The organism is Streptomyces sp. NPDC002566 (assembly GCF_042889585.1).
In the GTDB taxonomy this organism is placed as follows: Bacteria; Actinomycetota; Actinomycetes; order Streptomycetales; family Streptomycetaceae; genus Streptomyces.
This window is the reverse complement of the sequence record NZ_JBIARD010000001.1, coordinates 1,203,091-1,221,692: the sequence shown is the minus strand read 5'-3', so window position 1 is coordinate 1,221,692 and position 18,602 is coordinate 1,203,091. Positions and strand designations below refer to the sequence as shown.

The 18,602-nt window shown below is 71.6% G+C and carries 23 protein-coding genes; 14 read left to right on the top strand and 9 right to left on the bottom strand.

Annotated elements, in window-relative coordinates:
* Nucleotides 1-82 precede the first annotated feature (82 nt).
* Entirely contained in the window at nucleotides 83-1,114 is a 1,032-nt protein-coding gene (locus ACFYXA_RS05310; protein WP_389028302.1) for an NAD(P)H-dependent flavin oxidoreductase, read from the bottom strand.
* Between the two features lie 276 nt (nucleotides 1,115-1,390).
* Between ACFYXA_RS05310 and ACFYXA_RS05305 the strand changes: the two genes are divergently transcribed.
* From ACFYXA_RS05305 to ACFYXA_RS05290, 4 genes are all read left to right on the top strand, one after another.
* The gene (locus tag ACFYXA_RS05305) at nucleotides 1,391-2,332 is read left to right on the top strand and encodes a LysR family transcriptional regulator (RefSeq protein ID WP_389028300.1); all 942 of its coding nucleotides are present in this window, start codon (nucleotides 1,391-1,393) and stop codon (nucleotides 2,330-2,332) included.
* 130 nt (nucleotides 2,333-2,462) lie between these two features.
* Nucleotides 2,463-3,269: an MBL fold metallo-hydrolase gene (locus ACFYXA_RS05300; RefSeq protein ID WP_389028298.1), complete on the top strand. Its 807-nt coding sequence runs from the start codon at nucleotides 2,463-2,465 to the stop codon at nucleotides 3,267-3,269.
* Nucleotides 3,270-3,295: 26 nt separating this feature from the next.
* Nucleotides 3,296-3,700, top strand: a complete 405-nt coding sequence (locus tag ACFYXA_RS05295; protein ID WP_352247536.1) for a tautomerase family protein — start codon at nucleotides 3,296-3,298, stop codon at nucleotides 3,698-3,700.
* A gap of 126 nt (nucleotides 3,701-3,826) precedes the next feature.
* The gene (locus ACFYXA_RS05290; protein ID WP_352247537.1) at nucleotides 3,827-4,240 is read left to right on the top strand and encodes a hypothetical protein; all 414 of its coding nucleotides are present in this window, start codon (nucleotides 3,827-3,829) and stop codon (nucleotides 4,238-4,240) included.
* Between the two features lie 261 nt (nucleotides 4,241-4,501).
* On the opposite strand, the gene ACFYXA_RS05285 is transcribed toward ACFYXA_RS05290, so the two are convergent.
* Nucleotides 4,502-5,248, bottom strand: a complete 747-nt coding sequence (locus ACFYXA_RS05285) for a CbtA family protein (protein ID WP_389028295.1) — start codon at nucleotides 5,246-5,248, stop codon at nucleotides 4,502-4,504.
* 14 nt (nucleotides 5,249-5,262) lie between these two features.
* Complete coding sequence (locus tag ACFYXA_RS05280; RefSeq protein ID WP_352247539.1) at nucleotides 5,263-5,481, bottom strand: CbtB-domain containing protein; 219 nt, start codon at nucleotides 5,479-5,481, stop codon at nucleotides 5,263-5,265.
* Between the two features lie 165 nt (nucleotides 5,482-5,646).
* On the opposite strand from ACFYXA_RS05280, the gene ACFYXA_RS05275 reads away from it, so the two are divergent.
* Entirely contained in the window at nucleotides 5,647-6,303 is a 657-nt protein-coding gene (locus ACFYXA_RS05275) for a histidine phosphatase family protein (protein WP_389028293.1), read from the top strand.
* Nucleotides 6,304-6,326: 23 nt separating this feature from the next.
* Here ACFYXA_RS05275 and ACFYXA_RS05270 read toward each other — a convergent pair whose 3' ends face one another.
* Complete coding sequence (locus tag ACFYXA_RS05270; RefSeq protein ID WP_389028291.1) at nucleotides 6,327-6,914, bottom strand: TetR/AcrR family transcriptional regulator; 588 nt, start codon at nucleotides 6,912-6,914, stop codon at nucleotides 6,327-6,329.
* Between the two features lie 98 nt (nucleotides 6,915-7,012).
* Between ACFYXA_RS05270 and ACFYXA_RS05265 the strand changes: the two genes are divergently transcribed.
* Both ACFYXA_RS05265 and ACFYXA_RS05260 read left to right on the top strand, forming a co-directional pair.
* Nucleotides 7,013-7,849, top strand: a complete 837-nt coding sequence (locus ACFYXA_RS05265) for an oxidoreductase (protein WP_389028289.1) — start codon at nucleotides 7,013-7,015, stop codon at nucleotides 7,847-7,849.
* A gap of 42 nt (nucleotides 7,850-7,891) precedes the next feature.
* On the top strand, nucleotides 7,892-8,308 hold the full coding sequence (locus ACFYXA_RS05260; protein WP_389028287.1) for a hypothetical protein: 417 nt from the start codon (nucleotides 7,892-7,894) through the stop codon (nucleotides 8,306-8,308).
* A gap of 382 nt (nucleotides 8,309-8,690) precedes the next feature.
* On the opposite strand, the gene ACFYXA_RS05255 is transcribed toward ACFYXA_RS05260, so the two are convergent.
* Genes ACFYXA_RS05255 through ACFYXA_RS05240 form a run of 4 tightly spaced genes read right to left on the bottom strand, consistent with a single transcriptional unit; the run spans nucleotide 8,691 to nucleotide 12,484 of the window.
* Nucleotides 8,691-9,686, bottom strand: a complete 996-nt coding sequence (locus ACFYXA_RS05255) for an RCC1 domain-containing protein (RefSeq protein ID WP_389028285.1) — start codon at nucleotides 9,684-9,686, stop codon at nucleotides 8,691-8,693.
* Nucleotides 9,687-9,732: 46 nt separating this feature from the next.
* A complete protein-coding gene (locus ACFYXA_RS05250; protein WP_389028283.1) occupies nucleotides 9,733-11,085 on the bottom strand; it encodes a hypothetical protein in 1,353 nt (450 codons plus the stop codon).
* A gap of 50 nt (nucleotides 11,086-11,135) precedes the next feature.
* Nucleotides 11,136-12,065, bottom strand: coding sequence for a hypothetical protein (locus ACFYXA_RS05245; RefSeq protein ID WP_389028281.1), 930 nt, complete (start codon nucleotides 12,063-12,065; stop codon nucleotides 11,136-11,138).
* Complete coding sequence (locus ACFYXA_RS05240) at nucleotides 12,062-12,484, bottom strand: hypothetical protein (RefSeq protein ID WP_352247547.1); 423 nt, start codon at nucleotides 12,482-12,484, stop codon at nucleotides 12,062-12,064. The genes ACFYXA_RS05245 and ACFYXA_RS05240 overlap by 4 nt, the downstream gene beginning before the upstream one ends.
* A 279-nt stretch (nucleotides 12,485-12,763) precedes the next feature.
* Between ACFYXA_RS05240 and ACFYXA_RS05235 the strand changes: the two genes are divergently transcribed.
* From ACFYXA_RS05235 to ACFYXA_RS05225, 3 genes are all read left to right on the top strand, one after another.
* A complete protein-coding gene (locus ACFYXA_RS05235) occupies nucleotides 12,764-13,315 on the top strand; it encodes a phosphatase PAP2 family protein (protein ID WP_389028278.1) in 552 nt (183 codons plus the stop codon).
* 251 nt (nucleotides 13,316-13,566) lie between these two features.
* A complete protein-coding gene (locus ACFYXA_RS05230) occupies nucleotides 13,567-13,938 on the top strand; it encodes a phage holin family protein (protein ID WP_352247582.1) in 372 nt (123 codons plus the stop codon).
* Nucleotides 13,935-14,414, top strand: coding sequence for a DUF3618 domain-containing protein (locus ACFYXA_RS05225; RefSeq protein WP_352247549.1), 480 nt, complete (start codon nucleotides 13,935-13,937; stop codon nucleotides 14,412-14,414). The genes ACFYXA_RS05230 and ACFYXA_RS05225 overlap by 4 nt, the downstream gene beginning before the upstream one ends.
* A 68-nt stretch (nucleotides 14,415-14,482) precedes the next feature.
* On the opposite strand, the gene ACFYXA_RS05220 is transcribed toward ACFYXA_RS05225, so the two are convergent.
* The gene (locus ACFYXA_RS05220) at nucleotides 14,483-15,385 is read right to left on the bottom strand and encodes a LysR family transcriptional regulator (protein WP_389028276.1); all 903 of its coding nucleotides are present in this window, start codon (nucleotides 15,383-15,385) and stop codon (nucleotides 14,483-14,485) included.
* A 138-nt stretch (nucleotides 15,386-15,523) separates the two neighbouring features.
* On the opposite strand from ACFYXA_RS05220, the gene ACFYXA_RS05215 reads away from it, so the two are divergent.
* From ACFYXA_RS05215 to ACFYXA_RS05200, 4 genes are all read left to right on the top strand, one after another.
* Nucleotides 15,524-16,342, top strand: coding sequence for an inositol monophosphatase family protein (locus tag ACFYXA_RS05215; RefSeq protein WP_389028274.1), 819 nt, complete (start codon nucleotides 15,524-15,526; stop codon nucleotides 16,340-16,342).
* 47 nt (nucleotides 16,343-16,389) lie between these two features.
* On the top strand, nucleotides 16,390-16,986 hold the full coding sequence (locus ACFYXA_RS05210; RefSeq protein WP_389028272.1) for an NADPH-dependent F420 reductase: 597 nt from the start codon (nucleotides 16,390-16,392) through the stop codon (nucleotides 16,984-16,986).
* Nucleotides 16,987-17,153: 167 nt separating this feature from the next.
* A complete protein-coding gene (locus ACFYXA_RS05205; protein ID WP_389028270.1) occupies nucleotides 17,154-18,206 on the top strand; it encodes an NADP-dependent oxidoreductase in 1,053 nt (350 codons plus the stop codon).
* 46 nt (nucleotides 18,207-18,252) lie between these two features.
* Nucleotides 18,253-18,552 carry a MerR family transcriptional regulator gene (locus tag ACFYXA_RS05200; protein ID WP_389028268.1) on the top strand — a complete coding sequence of 100 codons (300 nt, stop codon included), beginning with the start codon at nucleotides 18,253-18,255 and terminating at the stop codon, nucleotides 18,550-18,552.
* Nucleotides 18,553-18,602: the final 50 nt, after the last annotated feature.

The window sequence follows — 18,602 nt, the reverse complement described above, 5'->3', positions numbered from 1 at the left end:
AAGGACCGGAACCGCCGGACCGGGCCATGCATGCCGTCGAACGACGTCTTCCGCCGATCGCGGAGGGTGAAGCAGCCCACGGTCACGGCCGGGCGGCGAGGCGGACCAGGGCCCGGCCGGCGGGTTCTGCACGGGCCTGGCGGTAGCCGGTGCCCGCCCACAGGTGGATCAGACCGGTGTCGCCCGCAGCGGTGGCAGCCTTGCGCAGTGGGCCGGTGAGGTGGTGAACGGCCGGGTAGGCGAGCGGCGCGAGCGGTTCGTAGGTGTCGGTGAAGCGGTTGCGCAGGGCGCGGGCCGGGCGGCCGGTGAAAGCCCGGGTCACCGTGGTGTCGGTGAACACCGGGTCGGCCAGGGCCTTCTTGTGGGGGGCGGAGGCGCCGCTCTCGTGCGTGCGCAGGAGGGCGGTGCCGACCATGACGGCTCGGGCGCCGGCGCGCAGGGCGGCGGCGGTGTCGGCGGGGGTGGCGATGCCGCCGGCGGCGATCACGGGCAGCGGGACGGTGTGCCGTACGTCGCTGACCAGTTCGGGCAGGGAGACGGGGCTGAGGGGCCGGTCGGGGGTGAGGGTGGCGGAGTGGCCGCCGGCGGCCGGGGCCTGGACGATCAGCAAGTCGGCGCCGGTCTCCGCGGCGGCCAGGGCTTCGCTCGGGGTGGTGACGCACTGGGCGACGAGGCTGCCCGCGTCCTGCAAGGCCCGGACGGTGTCCGGGCGGGGGAGGCCGAAGGTGAAGGACACGAGCGGTACAGGGGATTCGAGGAGCAGGTCGAGCTTGTCGGCCCAGGCGTCGTCGTCCTCGATCGGGGGATCGGCGTGGAGGGTGAGGCCGTAGCGGTCGGCTTCCGGCTGGAGTGCGCGGGCGTAGGTGACAAGAGCGTCCGGACGGACGGCCACGGGGTTGAGGCAGAAGAGGTTGACACCGAACACCGCGCCGGGGGCGCGGACTTGGGCTATCTGGGCGGCGAGGTCCGCGGGGGTCCTGTAGCCGCCGGCGAGGAAACCGAGTCCTCCGGCGCGGGCTGCGGCGTGCACGAGGGCGGGGGTGCTGGGGCCGCCGGCCATGGGGGCGGCCCACACGGGCAGGTCGGTGTCGAGGAGGGACAGGTCAACGGGCATGGCACGTCTCCGGGGTCGAGGGGGGCGGTGAGATGGTCGGGAAAGCGGGTACAGCAGGCGGCCGCGAGCAGCAGAGCGGCGCCGAGCAGGAGCACGGAGTGGCAACCGCTGTGGGGCAGGCCAACGCTGTAGCCGGTGGCGAGCAGGGCGATGGCGCACGGGATGCACAGGCTCCGGGAAAGGGGGCTTCCGCAGCGACGCTAGGCCGCGGGCTCGACGGGCGGGAAATGCCGGTTACGCTGCATCCATGTCCACCAGGCATAGTGCGAGGCGACGGTGACCGCGCCCGGTGCCGCGGGCGCGTCCGGCATCGAGCTGCGGCATCTGCGGGCGTTCACCGCGGTGGCCCGGTGCCGCTCGTTCACCCGGGCCGCAGAGGAGCTCCTGATCACGCAACCGGCCCTGAGCCGCACCGTCGCCCAGCTGGAGGCGGGCCTCGGGGTGCGGCTGCTGGAGCGCTCGTCGCGCGGCGTCGCCCTCACCGCCGCCGGCACCGAGTTCCTCGTCCACGCGGAGCGGACCCTGGCCGCCTTTGACGCGGCTCTGGCCGCCGCCCGCCAGGAGTCGACGCTGAGGCTCGGTTTCAGCTGGCTGCTGCCCGACCCCTGGGCCCAGCGCGCCATCGCCCGCTTCGAGCGCGAGACCGGGGCGCAGGTCGAGCTGGCGCGCTGCGACGATCCGCTCGACGACCTCGACCGCCAGGGAGTCGACGTGGCCCTGGTGCGCGGCGACAGGCCGGTCGGGGCAGCCGTGCGCACGGTGCACCTGTACGACGAGCGGCGTGTCGCCGTCCACGCCCGCGAACGGGCCACGGGCGAGGGGCGGGACGACTCCCCCGACTCTCCCCCTGAGGCCGTCGACGCCGTGCGCTGGCAGGACGCCCACGAATGGACCCTGGTCGTCAACACGGCCAGCGGCACGACCGGCCCCTGGTGCTGGCCGGACGGGGACGGCCCGCGCCGGTACGTTCAGACCGCGAACTTCGACGAGTGGCTCGAATCGGTGGCAGCGGGACGCGGCCTCGGCGTCGTCCCCGACGTCGCCGAACGCCGCATCCACCACCCCGCGCTGCGCTTCCTCCCGCTGACCGGCGCACCGCCCAGCCCGGTCCGCCTCGCCTACCGCCCGGAGGCCACGACCGGCTCCACGCTGCTGCGCCGCTTCCTCGACGCGGCCCTCGAAGCCGCCGCGACCTGCGCCCATGCACATGAGGCATAGAGGCAACCGGAGCGGCATTTCCGCTTGCTCCCGCTGGCTCCCTAGGGTCGGCCGCAGGGGGACGGGCCTGCCGGGACCACCCGGCACCTCGCCGTCCTTCCTCCCTGACGTGCCAAGGAGCTGCAGCAGCATGACGTCGTCCTCCCCTCTCCCCCGCCACGACGGCCAGGCCCTGGTCGTGGGCGGGCCCACCGCCGTCCTCGACCTCGGCGGGCTCCGCATCGTCTCCGACCCGACTTTCGACGCCCCGGGCCCGCACGGTTACCTGACCAAGACCGAGGGGCCGGCCCTGACGGAGGACCGGCTCGCCGACACCGACCTGGTCCTGGTCAGCCACGACAACCACGCCGACAACTTCGACGACCGCGGACGTGCCTTCGCGCTGGCCGCCCCGCTGCTGCTCACCACCACCAGCGCCGCCGGCCGCGTCGGCGGGCCCGCGCGGGGCCTGGCCGTCTGGGACACCCACACCCTCACCCGCCCCGACGGCGGCCAGTTGACTGTCACCGCCGTGCCGGCCGTCCACGGCCCCGAGGACGGTGAGCGGGACGCGGACGGCGAGGTCAACTGCCAGGTCGTCGGCTTCGTCCTCGCCGGAGACGGCCTGCCCACCGTGTACGTCAGCGGCGACAACGCCTCCCTGCGCACCGTCACCGAGATCGCCCGCCGCACCGGCCCCGTCGACGCGGCCGTCCTGCACGTCGGCGCCGCCCGGGTCCCCGGCAAGTTCCGCGAACGCCCGGTCAGCCTCGACAGCGCCCGGGCCGCCGCGGCCGCCGCCATCCTCGGAGCCCCCGTCAACATCCCCGCCCACTACACCGGCTGGGCCCACTTCACCGAAGGCCGCGACGCCATCGAGCACGCCTTCGACGACGCCGGCCTCACCTCTGTCCTGCGCATCACCGACCACGGCACCTGGCTTCCTCTGAAGCCCTGACCACCACTGACCCGAAGGAGCCCCCGATGCCCCTCGTACGCATCGACATGACCCGCGGCCGAGGTCCCGAGAACATCCGGGCCATCGCCGACGCCGTCCAGCAGTCCCTCATCGACGTCCTGAAGATCCCCGAGCGGGACCGCTTCCAGATCGTCACCCAGCACGACCCCGACGAGATCATCGCCCTCGACGCCGGACTCGGCTTCGAGCGCACCCCCGGCACCGTCATCGTCCACATCTTCACCCAGCGCGGCCGCAGCACCGCCGACAAGCAGCTCCTGTACCGCACCCTCGCCGAGCTGCTCGCCGAAGCCGGTGTCGACGGCAAGGACCTGTTCATCAGCTACTTCGAGAACGGTCCCGAGGACTGGTCCTTCGCCGACGGCCGCGCCCAGTACATCGAGGGCGATCTCCCCGTCCCCGGGCGCTGAACCCTCTCGACGTGGTCGCAGCACGACGATCCCGCTCGCATCCTTTGGCGCGCCGTGCCGTAGGCGCTCTGTCGGCATGCAGTGCGGCGGATGTGTACTGGAGACCTGCCGCATCGAGGGGGACGCATGCCGAACACGCCGGATCCGGGAACACCAGAGTCAGCGCATGAGGAGGAGCCCTGGCTCAGCAGTGACGAAGTCGCCAAGCTGTGGCCGGTGCGCAAGGACTGGCTGCCGGGTGTGGCCCGTCGTACGGATGTCCGCGTCCGCAGCTTCGGCGGGGCGAGCCGGGGCACGTGGGGGGCGGAGCCGACCTTCTATCACTTCCACCCGGGGGACGTACGCAGGGTCGCGTCGGTCATCGCCGACGGACACGTCGACATCCCGTCGGACTGGCGCACCGACACTCCCGACGGTCGGCGGGCGGAGTTCTGGGGTGCGCTGAGTGCCCGTGTCGCCGGCGCGCTCTTCATCGCGGCCGTCCTGTGCGCGCTCTTCATCGGCCTGGCCACAGTGATCTTCTTGCTGACAGTGGAATGACCACCAGCGCGTCGTAGCCGACGGGCGACATGTGCGCGTACTGCGACGCCCACCGGGCTGACGGGCGGCGGCCCGTGCGTGCTGGGAGCGCAGGCAGGCCGCTCATGTGGCCGAGGATCGTGGTCCGAAAGCGCCCCGGCACCGGCAAGGCGGTGGGCCGGTCAGCCCCTGCCCGGCAGGGGTACGGCGAGCCGGCGGCACGCACCACGACGGCGGGGTCACCGGGCGCGCCCCCGGTGACCCCGCCGTAGACGTGCCTGGTCAGGCGACCTGCGCGGAGGCCGGCCCACGGACCGGCTTCGGCTCGAGGACGCGTTCGGCGAGGAAGCCGAACAGCAGCCCGAAGCCGGCCCACAGGACGGCCTGGATGCCGATCGAGGCGAGCCGGAATTCCCACAGGTCGTTCGCGGGGAAGCCCTTCGGGGTGTTGTCCCCGTGCGGCAGTACGGCCATTGCGACCGCCACCACGGCGACGAAGGCGACGCCGGCGGTGACGGAGGCGTTCCAGTTGCCCCACCTCGGGGCGAGCCTGCGGCCCAACAGGACGGCCGCTGTGCCCAGCAGCACGCTCAGAGCGATCATCAGCACGAACAGGATCGTGCGCTTGCCGATGGTGTCCGGGTTTCCGACGGCGGGTGGGTTCGCCGGGTACTTCAGGATCGGGACCATGTAGACGAGCAGGAAACCGGCCAGCGCGGTGAGCGCCGCGGTCGCCCGCGCCCCGAACCGGCCGATGCGGCCCCACGCGAAGCAGAACGCGAGCGCCGCGATACCGCCGATGGCGATCCCGAAGACGAGCACGCCCGTGGCGAGACCGGCCGTCGACTGCACGGTACGGCTGACGAGCTCCTCGCCGCCGTGTTCATGGGAGTTGGCCTCCTCGAACGCGATGGCCGCGTCGACGGGGCCTTCCCCGACCAGGAAGGCGAAGACGAAGGCGAGCACGCCGGCGGCGAGGCCGGCGAGCATGCCGCGCACCAGCAGGGTGCGCACGGTGACGGAGTTCATGGAGGTGGACTCCGTCAGTGGCACGGGAAGCCGAGGAGGTGGCGGGCGTCGTGCACCCACTCGTGCACGCCCTCACCGGAAACCACGGCGGTGGCTCCCTGCTCGGCGCCGACGAAGTACAGCAGGACCAGCGTCAGGACACCGACGAAGACGGCCCAGGGAGCGAGCGCCCGCAGCGGCAGCGGTGTGACGGGCTGGGTGGTGGGGGTGGGGGCGGCAGTGGACTGCGCCATGGCGAGACCTCCTCGGGAACTACGCGTCCCGCATCGTGTGGAGCACTCGACGACGGCGTCGGGTCTGACTCACCCCCTCGCCTGGAGGGCGGGGCGGCACACAGTGGCGCGACCGTGCCGGACTTGCACCGGACTTCCGTGACGCCGTCGTCCTTGTCGCCCCAGATGGTAGGGGCAATGTGGACTTCGGCCAACATGGCGTACGCCACCTACGATGAACCGACCTCGCGGGAAGGGCCCTTCATGACCATCCGGCTCACGCTGGTGTCTGCCGCTGCCCCTTCGGAGCGTGACGTGCGTTTCGGCGGAGACACGCCGTTGAACGAGCGGGCGCTGGGTGAGGCGCGAAGAGTCGCCGGGTCCCTTCCGGTGGCCACTGCCTGGTGTACGGCGCCTTCCCAGCGGTGCAGGCAGACGGCGCAGGCCTTGGGAGGGAACGCCGTCTCCGTGGAGCCGGGCCTTCGGGACATGGACATGGGCAGCTGGCAGGGCCGGACCCTGGACGAGGTCTCGGCCGGTGACGCCGCCGGGCTCGCCGTATGGATGTCGGACCCGGAAGCGGCCCCGCACGGTGGCGAGTCCGTGTCGGAGGTGTGCGGCCGGGTCGCGGCCTGGCTGGAGGAGTTGCCCGCCGAATCCGGTCGGATGCTGGCCGTGGTCGAACAGGCGGTGGCGCGGGCCGCGCTGCTGCACGCGCTGGGCGCACCTCGGCAGGCGTTCTGGCGCGTCGACGTTCCGCCGCTCTCCGCCTTCCAGCTCACCGGCAGGCCGGGCCGCTGGAACCTGCGGATCGGCGCCGTGGGGAGCGGCGAGCCGCGCTGAGACGTGTCATCGCGCCGTATCGGCTATGAGGCAGGCCCGGTGTCTCCGGTTCGTGTGTGGGTGGTCAGGCCGGTGAGGACCAGGGCGAGCCAGCGGGCGCGGGCGGCGGGTGGCTGGTCGGTGGGGGCGGTGCTGAAGAGCAGGTAGATGTCGTCGACGGTGACGTCCTGGTGGATGTCACCGTCGGCCTGCCCTGCCTGGATCAGCGCGGCCAGTGCGGCGCCTGCGCGGGTTTCGGCGTCGCGGTCGACGGGGTCGGCGCCGAGGGCGCGGGCGGCGGCCTTGACGGCGTGGTTGGTGGCGGTCGCCTCCGTGACGTGGGCGAGGAAGTCGCTGATCTCGTCCACAGCGCGCGCACCGGAGGCGAGGCGTTCACGGGCGGCCTCGGCGGCTTCGGCGACGTGCGTGGTGTATTCGGCGATGACGGCGGCGACCAGGTCGGTCTTGGTGGGGAAGTGCCGGTACAGGGTGCCCACGGCCACACCCGCCGCGGCGGCGATCTCGTCCATGCCCGCGTCGGGGCCGTGCAGGGTGATCTGCTCGCGTGCGGCGTCGAGGATCTTCTTGCGGTTGCGGACCGCGTCGGCGCGCGGTGCTCGGCTCTGGGCCATGGGCTCTCCTGCGGTGGGCGTCTCGGCTTGCATTAACGTGAACCACGGTTCATGATGAATAGTGAACCGGAGTTCATCTTACTTGACAGGAATCCCCCATGACCGCCAAGACCGCTCTCGTCACCGGCGCCTCCTCCGGCATCGGTGAGGCCACCTCCCTCAAACTCCAGTCCCTGGGCTACACCGTCTACGGGGCGGCCCGCCGCACCGACCGCCTCCGGAATCTGGCCGACGCCGGCATCCGGCCCCTGGCCATGGACGTCACCGACGACGACTCCATGCGCGCCGGCATCGACCGCATCGTCTCCGAGACCGGCCGCATCGACGTCCTGGTCAACAACGCCGGCTACGGCTCCTACGGCGCCATCGAGGACGTCCCCATGTCCGAGGCCCGCCACCAGTTCGACGTCAACGTCTTCGGCGCCATGCGCCTGGCCCAGCTCGCCCTGCCCCACATGCGCGCCCAGCGCTCCGGCTCCGTCATCAACGTCACCTCGATGGGCGGAAAGATCCACACCCCCCTCGGCGGCTGGTACCACGGCACCAAGTTCGCCCTCGAAGCCCTCAGCGACTGCCTCCGCCTGGAGACCAGGCCCTTCGGCATCGACGTCGTCGTCATCGAGCCCGGCGGCATCGCCACCGAATGGGGCTCCATCGCCGCCGACGGTCTGCGGAAAGCCTCAAGCGACGGCGCCTATGCCCGCCAGGCCGACGCAGTCGCCACCTCGATGACCTCCGAGGCCAACGCCAAGCGCCTGTCCTCCCCGCAGGTCATCGCCGACGCCATCGGCAAGGCCGTCACCGCCCGCAAGCCGAAGACCCGTTACGCCACCGGCTTCGGCGCCCGCCCCATGATCACCCTCCGCAGCCTCCTCTCCGACCGCGGCTTCGACACCTTCATCTCCCGCGCCACCGGACTGCCACGGTCGGCCTGATCCGGGTCGCCCCTACTCCACGAAGGTGGGCAAGCGTTCGCCGTGTCGATCACGGTCTTGCGGATCAGCATGTCGGCGGGCAGCCGGCCGTACGCCTTGAGCGGTGTCGCGGCGACGACCAGGTCGCCGGCCTCGGCCGCCCGCCCCTCCGGCACGCCCGACCGCTCCGCCCTGCCCGTCGCCGGAGACGACGCGCACGCCAAGCAGCAGGCCACCGAACTGCTCGATGTCCTCGGCTACGACGCCGTCGACATCGGCACCCTCGCCGACAGCTGGCGCAGCGGACCGAACACCGCCCTGTACGGCTTCCCCTATCCGGGCCGGCCGCCCGCCGGACTCGACGGCGAAGAACTGCGGCACTGGGCCGCCCGGTCACCCGGCGTCCCCGTCTCCGCGCAGCGCGTCAAGGAACTGGCCGCGACAGCCGTCCGAGGCCCCGCGGGCGCCTCCTACGCCTGACAGCCCGCCCCCGCCCGCTGCACACGCCGTCTCAGACCGGGGTCGCCCATGAGCGGGGGCGGCCCCGCCGCGCCGGACCCGTGGGGACGGGATCGGCGCGCCTCCCGGGCCCGGCGGCCGGACGCTCCCAGTCCGCCGCCGGGCCCCCATCTCCGAATCAGCCTGAAAAGCCTCCGCCGCCTCAAGGCCGCGCCCCGCAGGGCCTGTTCGGAGCCGTCCTCGCCCCGCAGAACTGTCCCTGCTCGCCGTGATGTTCACGACGCCAGGGGCGGGTTGCGGAGTGCAGAGACGCTCAAGAAGCGGGCGTCTTGCTGTTGTTCTGTCCGGCGCGGGCCGGACAGAACAACCCGAAGAACCGTTGGCTGCCAGAGGCGTCAAGCGGTCACGGTGCGGGTGCGGGATCACCGCGCAGGGCAAGGGAGTGGTAGGCGCCCGCCGCGATGGTCAGGACCTTGGTGTTCGCCCCGGTGGGGACGGTGTTCAGGGCCGTCGTGTTGACCTTCCACTCGATGGCCTTGCCGTCGTCCCGCAGGGCGACGATGTGGCCGTGTCCGGCGGCCACCGAGGTGACCTTGGACTGGGCGAGGGTCGGTACCACCGGGTTGGCCTGCTTGGCGCCCCAGGTGTGGACCCTGCCGCCGACGACGGCGACGGAGAAGTCCTTGCCGGCGGCGATGGCGGTGACGGTGCCGTCCTTGACCGGGGTGGGGATGTCGGTCTGCTTGTTCCGGTTGTCGCCCCAGGCGAGGACCTTGCCCTCGTCGGTGAGGGCGAGGGCGTGGTAGGCGCCCGCGGCGATCGCGCTGATGCCGGAGCCGGTCCCCTCGGGGAGTTCCGTCTGCTTGTAGCGGTTGTCGCCCCAGGCGAGGACGGCTCCTTGGCGCAGGGCCAGGGAGAAGAACCGGCCTGCCGCGATCGCGGTGACCTCGGACTTCGCGGCGGGCGGGACGACCGTGGAGTCGTACCGGCCGCTGCCCCAGGCGTGGACCGCGCCGCCCTTGACGGCGAGCGAGTGCAGGTAGCCGCCGGAGACGGCGGTGACGCCGGTGGAGAGAGCGGCGGGGACGTCGGTCTGCTGGTAGAGGTTGCTGCCCCAGGCGGTGACCGCGCCGTCCTTGACGGCGAGCGAGTGGAAGTCGCCGGCGGCGATGAGGTCCGCTCCCTGGGTCACGGCTGCTGGAACGGTGGCCTGGCCGTAGGTGTCGTCAGCCCAGGCGAGCGTCTCCCGGTCGCTCGCCGCGAGCCGCTGGAGGGACGGCCGGGGCACGGCGGTGGCGGGGTGAGTGAGAGTCAGCAGTGCGCAGACGGCCGCCAGGGCGGTCAGCGCGGCTGGTGGCGCCCAGTGGCGGCGCCGGGCCGGTCGACGGTTCGTCGGCATGGAGGGGGGTCCGTTTCGCTCGGCGCACGGATGCGCGGGGATCGCGTCAGCCACGGTCGGCTCCGGCTGCCGGGGAGCCCGCGTCGTTGGGGGTCTCGGCGGAGGGCCGGTCGGAACGGCAGCGCGCCTGCTCGGCCGGGGTGAGCGGGCCGGTGCGCTGGTAGAAGCGGTCGGCGAGCTGCGAGGAGGGGTGGTCGAGGACCGTGTACAGGCGCCAGTCCTGGTTCGGGTCGGCGGGCGTGGGAGAGGACGTGAACCAGCCCTCGGTGCGCTGCCGTCCGGTCTGGGTCTCGATCCAGGAGACCTCACCGGGGCTGATGACTTCCTTGACGGTGCGTTCGGCGGTGGGGCTCCAGGCGGGGGTGGCGCCGATGCCTGAGGTGAACTGCCCGTTCATGTTCGAGGCCGCGGCGGTCGCGTTGGCGGGCGGAAGTCCGGCGGCGGCCGGCAGGTCGCTGATGGTGCGGGCGGAGTACTTCAGCGGGCGCTCGCGGTTGAGGGTGGCGCGGGTGCAGTTGACGTAGTTCTCGCCGGCCACCCGAGCGGGCTCGTAGTACGCGAAGGAGTAGTCGTTGTCGGGGGTGAACGCGCACTTCACGGCGCCCGTGTTGCACTCGGTGACCGCGTCGGCGACCGTGCGCTTGTCGTTGCCCTTGAAGGCGAGCGACGGGGGCAGTTCGGTGCTGCGGACGGTCTTGTCCAGCGGGGGCGGGATCTGGACGGCCTTGATGCCGGCGATCATCGGGCCGCAGTAGCCGCCGTTGGTGCCGGTGCCGCCTGCTGCCCCGTTCGGCTTGGCCGGGACGGTGGAGGCGAAGGTGAGCAGCGGTTCGTACTCGTCGGCGGTGAAGGTGTACGTCCGCCCCGTGCGCCAGACTCCGGTGCCGAGGACGTTGTACTCCTTGTCCGGGTCGGGCTCGGTCAGCTCCTCCTGTGCGGCGCCGCCGGAGCCCTGGACCGTGTAGGTCTGGCCCTGCTCGACCGTGCGCGGGGCGCAGTTGAGGCTGACGCCGGGGCTGTCGTCGAAGGTGACGGTCACCTTGGCGCCGGGACGGACGCCCCGCAGCCGCTGCTTGAACTCGTAGGCGGCGCCGTTCTCGCGCAGCATCACCGCGACCTGCTTGCCCGGGTGTCCGGAGGCGTCGCCCGAGTAGCGCCATACGCCGCCGGCGGTGCCGGCGCCGTTGTTCGACGACGTCGAGCCGACCGACCAGCCGGTGACGTTGGCGGCGTTGGCGGCGGTGCCGGTGACCGCGGGCAGCGCCAGATCACCGTTGATCACCTCGACGGCCTCCTGCGGGGCGCTCCCGGCGAAAGCGACGGGGGCCGGCAGGGTGACCAGTCCGAGGCAGAGCGCGGCGACGGCCGGGCGGCGCAGGGCGGGGGGTCGTCTTCTCACGGTCGTCCTCTCCAGGACCGGGGCACACGGGGGCTTGGGGGCGCGGGCGGTCATGAGTCCTCTCCGCCCAGTTCGACCCGCCGGAGCAGCCGGGATCCCTCGGGCAGCTCTTCGACGAGGGGCAGGGCCGCGGACCTGGTGCCGGTGTGGTCGTTGACGGTGTTGTCCACGGCGGTCTGGCTGGCGGGCCGCAGCCGCTGGCAGGTGTTGCCGGGGACGGTGAACGTGTCGGCGACGAACGTGCTCGTATTGACGCTGGAGGGGCCGTCGACGAAGACGTTGCGCACCGCGAGTCCGCCCCCGGTGAGGATGCTTCCGGCGACCCGCTGCATGGCGGCACTGGCGCCGAACACGAGGGCGTCACCGGGTTTGACGATGACCTCGTAGCTGGTGGACTCGGTCTGCTGGGTGGTCCAACTCTTGGCGTACGACAGCTTGAACGCGCCCTCGAAGGCGGCCCTGAGCGACGCCGAACCGCCGATCGTGCCGCTGCCGCTGGCCCCGCCCTTGGCGTTGACCTCGGCGCTGGGGCCCTTGGACTGGTCGGGTGTCTTGAAGTTCCCGCCGGCCTCGCCGCTCACCCCCGCGGTCACCGAGCCCGAGGCGCCCAACTGCCCCTCGAGCGTGACCTGTCCGGTGATCTCGCCGCCGAGGTTGTCGGAGCTGGACACCTGAAGGGAGACCTGTCGGGTGACCTTGATGTCCTCCTTGGAGCAGTTGACGATCGCGTTGCCGACGGACTTGACGGCGGTGTGGTACTCGCTGGAGGCAAGGCGGTCGATCTTGAAGCGACAGTCCCCCGCGTGCGCGGCGCAGTGGTCGCTCACCGCTTTCGTCGAGGTCAGCGGCTTGTCACCGTCGTACGCCTGCGCAGCGGGCACGGTGAGATCGGGGTCGGCGGCCGCAGAGCCCGCCGGAAGGGCCAGCGAGACGACGAGGGCGACGCTGAGCGCGACGACGCGGCGGTTGACGGTCGTCATGGGTTCATCAGCTCGCAGACGCGGGTCAAGTCGTCGGAGTCGTCCGAGGGGGTGAGGGCGGCGGGCAGTCCGGCGGCGAACTCGTCGCAGGCGCCGTCCATGACCGCGGCCGCGTTGTCCACGGGGGCGGGGCGGACGGCGTCCAGCGCCTGCTGGGTCTTGGCCATGCCCTCCTTCTGCTCCTTGCCCTCCCCGGCGAGGTCGTTCATGCACTGCTTCGAGGTGGGCGGACACTTGGTGGCCTGGTCCTTGGCGGCGGCCATGTCCTCCTTGGCCTGGGCGGTGTCCTTGCCGACCTGGTCCTTCTGGTCGTCGACCTCGTCGCTGGAGGGCGGCGGGTCGTCGAAGGCACGGACCGCGGCGGCAGCAGGGGAAGCGGTGAGGACGGCGGTGGCGGCGGTCACGGTGGCGGCGGTCATGGTGGCGAGGGCCACCCCGAGCGCGGCCGTTCCATGGGATACACGGAAGCGTGGCATACGGGGCACGAGCCTTTCCGAACGCGCAGCGAACGCGCGTTCACACGTCGGGCGAATCGCCGCAAACATATGCAAAAGCTCGTAAAGGTTGACGCCGCCCCGCCGGTCCTTAAGTGTGATCATGCGACGGATGCCACTCGGTCAGAGCGCTCCCCGGAACGACGTGTGAGCGCGCCCGACGGTGGCGGGTGTAGGCCGGTGACCTCCGGATACTTCCCTCTCATGAGATTTCTGGCGTATTTTCACGACGCTGATCGGACGCTGACCAAACAGGCCTCCCGCATCCCGCCCAGCGTCGGCAAGGTGCTTTCAGCGGTGGAGGAGACCGCGGAAAGCACGAAACTGTGGTGCGGCGCCGCCGCCGCGATGGCATGGCTGGGCGGGTGGCGCGGCCGCAAGGCCGCTGCGGCCGGCCTGAGCGCCCTGGTCGTGGCCCAGCTCGTCTCGAACGGCCTGTGCAAACAACTGGCCGACCGACCCCGGCCACCGAAGGAGTGGTTCCCCCACGACGAGGTCGACGACCGGCCCGACTCCTCCTCCTTCCCCTCCGGACACACCGCCGCCGCAGTGGCCTTCACCGCCGCCGTCGCACCCACGTGGCCGGCCGCCGGAACGGTGTGCGCAGTACCCGCCGCCCTGGTGGCGCTCGAGCGCGTGCAGAGCGGCGCCCACTATCCCAGCGACGTCGCTGCCGGCGCCGCCATCGGTCTGGCGAGCGCCTGGCTCACCCGCAACGCCACAGGCCTGGTCCGCCGGCACTGGCTCTCAAGCTGAGGTGACGTCGCTGTGGAACACCGCCTGGGTCACATCCACAGCCCGGGTCCGCATCGGAACCGCATTCGCGCCACCTCGCCCGCCCTGAACTCGTCTGGTCGGGGTACCCGTGGGCCTATCGGACGGTCGGACACATGTCGCAGTGGTCCGGCTTGCAGGAACTCAGAGGGACGGAGGTGACCGTCGTGTCGAGCACACAGCCACACCATGCCGGGCACGGCCAGAGCACGGACCGCTCGGGCCAGGAGCCGGTGGGCGAGCTGGTGCAGCGGGCCTCGCAGCAGTTGACCGAGCTGGTGCGCGGTGAACTGCGCCTGGCCCAGGCGGAGATGAAGGAGAAGGGCAAGCGCTACGGCAAGGGCGGCGGCCTGTTCGGCGGTGCCGGCCTGGTCGGCCTCCTGATGGCACAAGCGCTCGTCGCCACCGCGATCGCCGCGCTGGCGGTGGCGCTGCCGGTATGGGCAGCCGGCCTGATCGTCACAGCGGTGCTGGGTGTGATCGGCGCGGTGCTGGCCATGAGTGGAAAGAAGCAGGTCGACCAAGCCGCGCCGCCCATGCCCGAGCAGACGGTCGAAAACGTGAAGGCCGATGTGGCCGAGATCAAGGAGAGCGCACACCGATGACCCAGCCACCTCACGACGAACCCACCGCCTCCAGCCCCGAGGAACTGCGCGAGCAGGTCGAGCAGACCCGGACCGAGCTCGGAGAGACGGTCGAGGCACTCGCGGCGAAGGCCGACGTCAAGGCGCGCGCCCAGGACAAGGCCGCCGAGGTCAAGGAGCAGGCGGCGGCGAAGGCCGGCGAGCTGAAGGAGCAGGCCGCCCTCAAGGCCGTGGAACTGAAGGCGAAGGCGGCCGACCTGGCCCACCAGGCGCAGGACCGGCTGCCCGATCCGGTCAAGGACAAGGCCGCCCGAGCCGCCGGGCAGACCCGGGCCAAGACGGCCCAGGCCGGCCGGCTGTGGAACGAGAAGGCGCCCGAGCCGGTGCGGGAGAAGACCGCCCAGGGCGTGCAGTTGGCGCGGGACAACCGCAACGTGCTGCTGGCGGCGGGTGCGGCGGTTGTGGTGTGGCTGGCCTGGCGCCGCCGGAAGGCGTGAGCCGGGTACAGGCATCGAAGATCGTCTCAGGGCCGTCGACGGAGTCGGCGGCCCTTCGCCGACGAGCCTCACGCTCCGTTCAGGGTCAGCGCGGTTCGCGCCAGCCCGCGGAGCCAGGCGTGAGCCTGGTCGGTGTCGTAGCGCTGATGCCACGACAGGTATACCGGCGCGGGCGGCAGTTCGAGCGGGAGGGGGAGCACGACCAGGCCGAGGTCGGCGACCGCTGACCGCGTCGTGGCTTCGGGGACGCTGATCAGGAGATCGGAGTCGCGCGCGAACTCCAGCGCGGCCGCTTCCGTGGGCGCGGTCGCCACCACGCGACGGGTGAGGCCGAGGCTCGCGAGGGCGTCGTCGAGGGCATTGCCGAGGTTTCCGCGTCGCGAGACGGTGACGTGTTCGGCGGCGGCGTACCGCTTGGCGGTGACGGTCCTGACGCGGGTGAGGGGGTGCCCCTTCCTCACGACGATGACGAGGGGGGTCTCGCTCACCTTCTCGGCACGGATGTCCGGTGCGTTCGGGCGGTTGGCGTTCGCCTCCAGGTCGACCTCGCCGCGCCGCAACTCGGGGGTGTCGATGCTCGATTCAGCGACGAAGCGCAACCGCACGCCCGGCGCCTGTCCGCGCACGGCCGCGAGCAGTGCGGGGCCGCTCAAGGCGACCAGGGAATCGTGCCAGCGGAGTGTGAAAGTCCGCTCCAGCGTTGCCAGTTCGAGTTCACGGCTCGGCGCCAGCACCCCCTGGACCTGGTGCAGCAGCTCGTGCACCTGTTCCCGGACGGCGATCGCGTACGGCGTCGGGGTCATCGTGCGGCCGGTGCGCACCAGGATCTGATCCCCGGTCGTACGCCGGATCCGGCCCAGGCTGCGGCTCATGGCGGGTGCGGTGACATGCAGGCGCGCGGCAGCTCCGGCCACACTGCCCTCCTCCAGCAACGCATCGAGCGCGGCGAGCAGGTTCAGATCCAATTGCATGTGAGTAATCCTAGCCGTGCTTTACATGCATTTGAAGTTAATCAAAGAGCTCCATACCGTTGAGGCGAAGGCGCGGGCCGGACTGCACAGTTCATCCGGACCGACCTGTCCGTCCCTCTCTCACACCGGAGTTCCACCATGTCCGAAACGCTTCAGACCACTGATGTCGCCGCCTCCGACGCCGACGTGCTCGCCCAGACCGCGACCGCCGTGCGTGAGGCGGGTTCGGCGCTGCGCGAGCGCTTCGGCGAGGTGGTCCGCTACCGGACGCGCGAAGAGCTGATGCGCGCGCTCGCCGCCAACGACGACACGGCCCTCGACATCCTGCGCCCCCGCCTCACTCGCCTGCGTCCGGACGCCGGTTGGGTGGAGGACGAGCTGGACGGCGGGGCGCTGCCGCCCGGCGAATGGTGGGTCGTCGATCCGGCCGAAGGCAACGTCAACCACCTGCACGCCCTGCCGGAGTGGGCGGTGACGGCCACCCTCGTGCGGGACAACCAGCCGGTGCTCACCGCGGTCCACCTGCCGTTGACCGGCGAGACGTACACCGCGCTCACCGGCATGGGCGCCCACCTCGACGGCCGGCCGCTGCGCGTCTCCGGGACCGCGGACCTCGGCCTGAGCATCGTGGCCACCAGCCAGGCCCGGCCGGACGAGGACGAGAAGGTCGTACGGCGCGTCGGCTCCTCGATCACGGCGATGCTCTTCGACGCGCTCGTCGTCCGCACCGCCGTGCCCGCGACCCTGCACCTGCTGAACGTGGCCGCCGGACGGATCGACGCCTTCTGGCAGTTCGCCGGAGCCCGCGCGGACCTGCTTCCCGGGGCGCTGCTCGTCACCGAGGCCGGCGGACGGATCTCCGACGGCGAGGGCCGCCCCTGGACCCCGCAGAGCGAGAGCTTCCTGGCCGCAGCGCCCGGCGTCCACGCCGAGGCCGTCGCCACCCTCTCCCGCTGACCGCGCACCACACCCCACACCCACACCTACGGAAGGACCACATCACCATGGCCAAGATCGCAGTTCTCGGAAACGGCCGCGTCGGCGGCAACCTGGCCACCGCCCTCACCCGGGCCGGGCACGAGGTGACCGTCGCGGACCGCACGCCGGGCGCCGCCGCCGACGCCGCCCGCGCAGCCCGCATCGTCATCAACGCCACCCCGGGGGCCGGCTCGCTGGACCGGCTCGTCGCCCTGCGCGAGGAACTGCGCGACAAGATCCTCGTCGACGTCTCCAACGCCACCTTCGACGGACCGGACGGACTCCCCGCCGACCTGATCTACCCCGCCTCGAGCCTCGCCGAGCAACTCCAGGAGGCGCTCCCCGAGACGCATGTCGTCAAGACACTCAACACCATGCTCTTCTCGGTGATGACCGCACCGGCCGCGCTCCCCCAGGCGCCGACCGCCTTCCTCTCCGGCGAGGACCCGAAGGCCAAGCAGACCGTCCGTGAACTGCTCCTCGACCTCGGCTGGCGCGAGGAGTGGATCACCGATCTCGGCGGGATCCGGACCGCCCGCGCCACGGAGGCCGCGATCCTGTTCGTGCCGCACCTGATTCGGTCCAGCGGCCTCGCCCCCTTCGCGATCTCGATCGCCCGCTGATCCGCAACCGGCAGGGAGCGGAGCACCTGGCCCGGTTCACCGGTTGGTTCGCCGCACAGGAGCCCGAGGCGAATACGGCCGGGCCCGCTCTTGGCCCCAGTTGGACCGGATCCTCGTGGCGGAATGGGTTGACCTTCACGCATGGGTCAATGCCTAGCGTCGGCGGTATGAACTCCTCTGCGAAGAACGGTTCGTCGCCTGCCTTGTCCAGCTCGCCCGGCACGGGTTCGGAGGTCCGCCTCGCCGCACGGCCCGTCGGGCTCCCGGCCCTCGACCACTTCGACATCGTCGAGGTTGACGTCCCAGCCCCCGAACCGGGTCAGGTGCAGGTTCGTAACCTCTTCATGTCACTCGATCCCGGCATGCTCACGCTGATCGCGGGCCGGTCCCCGCTGCCGATGCCACGCTATGAGGTGGGCGAGGTGATGTACGGGGACGCGCTCGGCGAGGTGGTCGCCTCGGCAGACCCGTCGCTCAGCGAGGGAGAGCTGGTGGTGCATCGGTTCGGCTGGCGGGAGTACGCCGTGGCCGAGGCGAGTGCGTTCCGCCGCGTGGACAAGGCGGCCTACCCCAGCCCGTCCATGCACCTGGGCTTCGGGCTGGTCGCCTACGTAGGGCTCATCGAGGCGGCAAGGCTGCGACCCGGCGACACCGTATTCGTCTCCAGCGCAGCCGGAGCGACGGGAAGCATGGCGGGTCAGATCGCTCGGCTCAAGGGAGCCCGCCGGGTGATCGGAAGCGCCGGCTCGGCTGACAAGGTCGCCCACCTGACCGGGAAGCTCGGGTTCGATGCGGCCTTCGACTACCACGACGGCCCGGTACTCGACCGGCTGCGCGAAGCGGCCCCGGACGGCATCGACGTCTACTTCGACAACGTGGGAGGCGAGCAGCTGCGCGCCGCCATCGAGGTCATGAAGGTGCACGGCCGTATCGCGGTCTGCGGGGCCCTCAACCGGCAGAGCACCGCTCGCCCCGACGAGGGCCCCGGTGACCTGCTGACCGTCCTGGGCAAACGCCTGACCATCCGCGGCTTCACCCTGTGGGACCACCTGGACCGGGCCACGGAGTTCGGCGAACAGTTCCGCGACTGGCTGAGCGAGGGGGCCATCGTCTACGACGAGACAGTGATCAACGGCGGGCTGGAGAGCGCACCCGAGGCACTCCTCGACCTCGTCCGCGGCCGGCACACCGGGAAGACCGTGGTCCGCCTCGGGAGTTGACCACAAGGTATATGTCACGCCTGACAAACACCCCGGAGGTGGCCGCGTGTTGATCGGTGAGCTTGCCGCACGGACAGGGACCACGACCCGCGCCCTGCGCTACTACGAGGAGCAGGGCCTACTGGAGCCCGACCGGACACCGTCGGGCTACCGCGTCTACGGGCCGCATGCGGCGACCAGGGTCCGAAACGTCCGCGACCTGCTCGCCTCCGGGTTCACCGTGGAGAACGTCAAGTCCTTCGTGCGCTACTTGGACACCGATCTGCCAGAGGTCTTCGAGTACTCGCCGTTGTGGGCCCCCGCGGACGGTGGGGGGGCCCCAACGGGTGGCCACAGTGGTGTTTAAATAGCAGCCCAGACACCGCGGGGGCCCATCCAAGGTCCACGGGTGGCCGG

Excerpts from the sequence above, each read along its gene's own strand:
- ACFYXA_RS05310 (WP_389028302.1), bottom strand. The coding sequence starts at position 1,114 with ATGCCCGTTGACCTGTCCCTCCTCGACACCGACCTGCCCGTGTGGGCC.
- ACFYXA_RS05300 (WP_389028298.1), top strand. The coding sequence starts at position 2,463 with ATGACGTCGTCCTCCCCTCTCCCCCGCCACGACGGCCAGGCCCTGGTC.
- ACFYXA_RS05295 (WP_352247536.1), top strand. The coding sequence starts at position 3,296 with ATGCCCCTCGTACGCATCGACATGACCCGCGGCCGAGGTCCCGAGAAC.
- ACFYXA_RS05290 (WP_352247537.1), top strand. The coding sequence starts at position 3,827 with ATGCCGAACACGCCGGATCCGGGAACACCAGAGTCAGCGCATGAGGAG.
- ACFYXA_RS05285 (WP_389028295.1), bottom strand. The coding sequence starts at position 5,248 with ATGAACTCCGTCACCGTGCGCACCCTGCTGGTGCGCGGCATGCTCGCC.
- ACFYXA_RS05280 (WP_352247539.1), bottom strand. The coding sequence starts at position 5,481 with ATGGCGCAGTCCACTGCCGCCCCCACCCCCACCACCCAGCCCGTCACA.
- ACFYXA_RS05275 (WP_389028293.1), top strand. The coding sequence starts at position 5,647 with ATGGTAGGGGCAATGTGGACTTCGGCCAACATGGCGTACGCCACCTAC.
- ACFYXA_RS05270 (WP_389028291.1), bottom strand. The coding sequence starts at position 6,914 with ATGGCCCAGAGCCGAGCACCGCGCGCCGACGCGGTCCGCAACCGCAAG.
- ACFYXA_RS05265 (WP_389028289.1), top strand. The coding sequence starts at position 7,013 with ATGACCGCCAAGACCGCTCTCGTCACCGGCGCCTCCTCCGGCATCGGT.
- ACFYXA_RS05255 (WP_389028285.1), bottom strand. The coding sequence starts at position 9,686 with ATGCCGACGAACCGTCGACCGGCCCGGCGCCGCCACTGGGCGCCACCA.
- ACFYXA_RS05245 (WP_389028281.1), bottom strand. The coding sequence starts at position 12,065 with ATGACGACCGTCAACCGCCGCGTCGTCGCGCTCAGCGTCGCCCTCGTC.
- ACFYXA_RS05240 (WP_352247547.1), bottom strand. The coding sequence starts at position 12,484 with ATGACCGCCGCCACCGTGACCGCCGCCACCGCCGTCCTCACCGCTTCC.
- ACFYXA_RS05235 (WP_389028278.1), top strand. The coding sequence starts at position 12,764 with ATGAGATTTCTGGCGTATTTTCACGACGCTGATCGGACGCTGACCAAA.
- ACFYXA_RS05225 (WP_352247549.1), top strand. The coding sequence starts at position 13,935 with ATGACCCAGCCACCTCACGACGAACCCACCGCCTCCAGCCCCGAGGAA.
- ACFYXA_RS05220 (WP_389028276.1), bottom strand. The coding sequence starts at position 15,385 with ATGCAATTGGATCTGAACCTGCTCGCCGCGCTCGATGCGTTGCTGGAG.
- ACFYXA_RS05215 (WP_389028274.1), top strand. The coding sequence starts at position 15,524 with ATGTCCGAAACGCTTCAGACCACTGATGTCGCCGCCTCCGACGCCGAC.
- ACFYXA_RS05210 (WP_389028272.1), top strand. The coding sequence starts at position 16,390 with ATGGCCAAGATCGCAGTTCTCGGAAACGGCCGCGTCGGCGGCAACCTG.
- ACFYXA_RS05205 (WP_389028270.1), top strand. The coding sequence starts at position 17,154 with ATGAACTCCTCTGCGAAGAACGGTTCGTCGCCTGCCTTGTCCAGCTCG.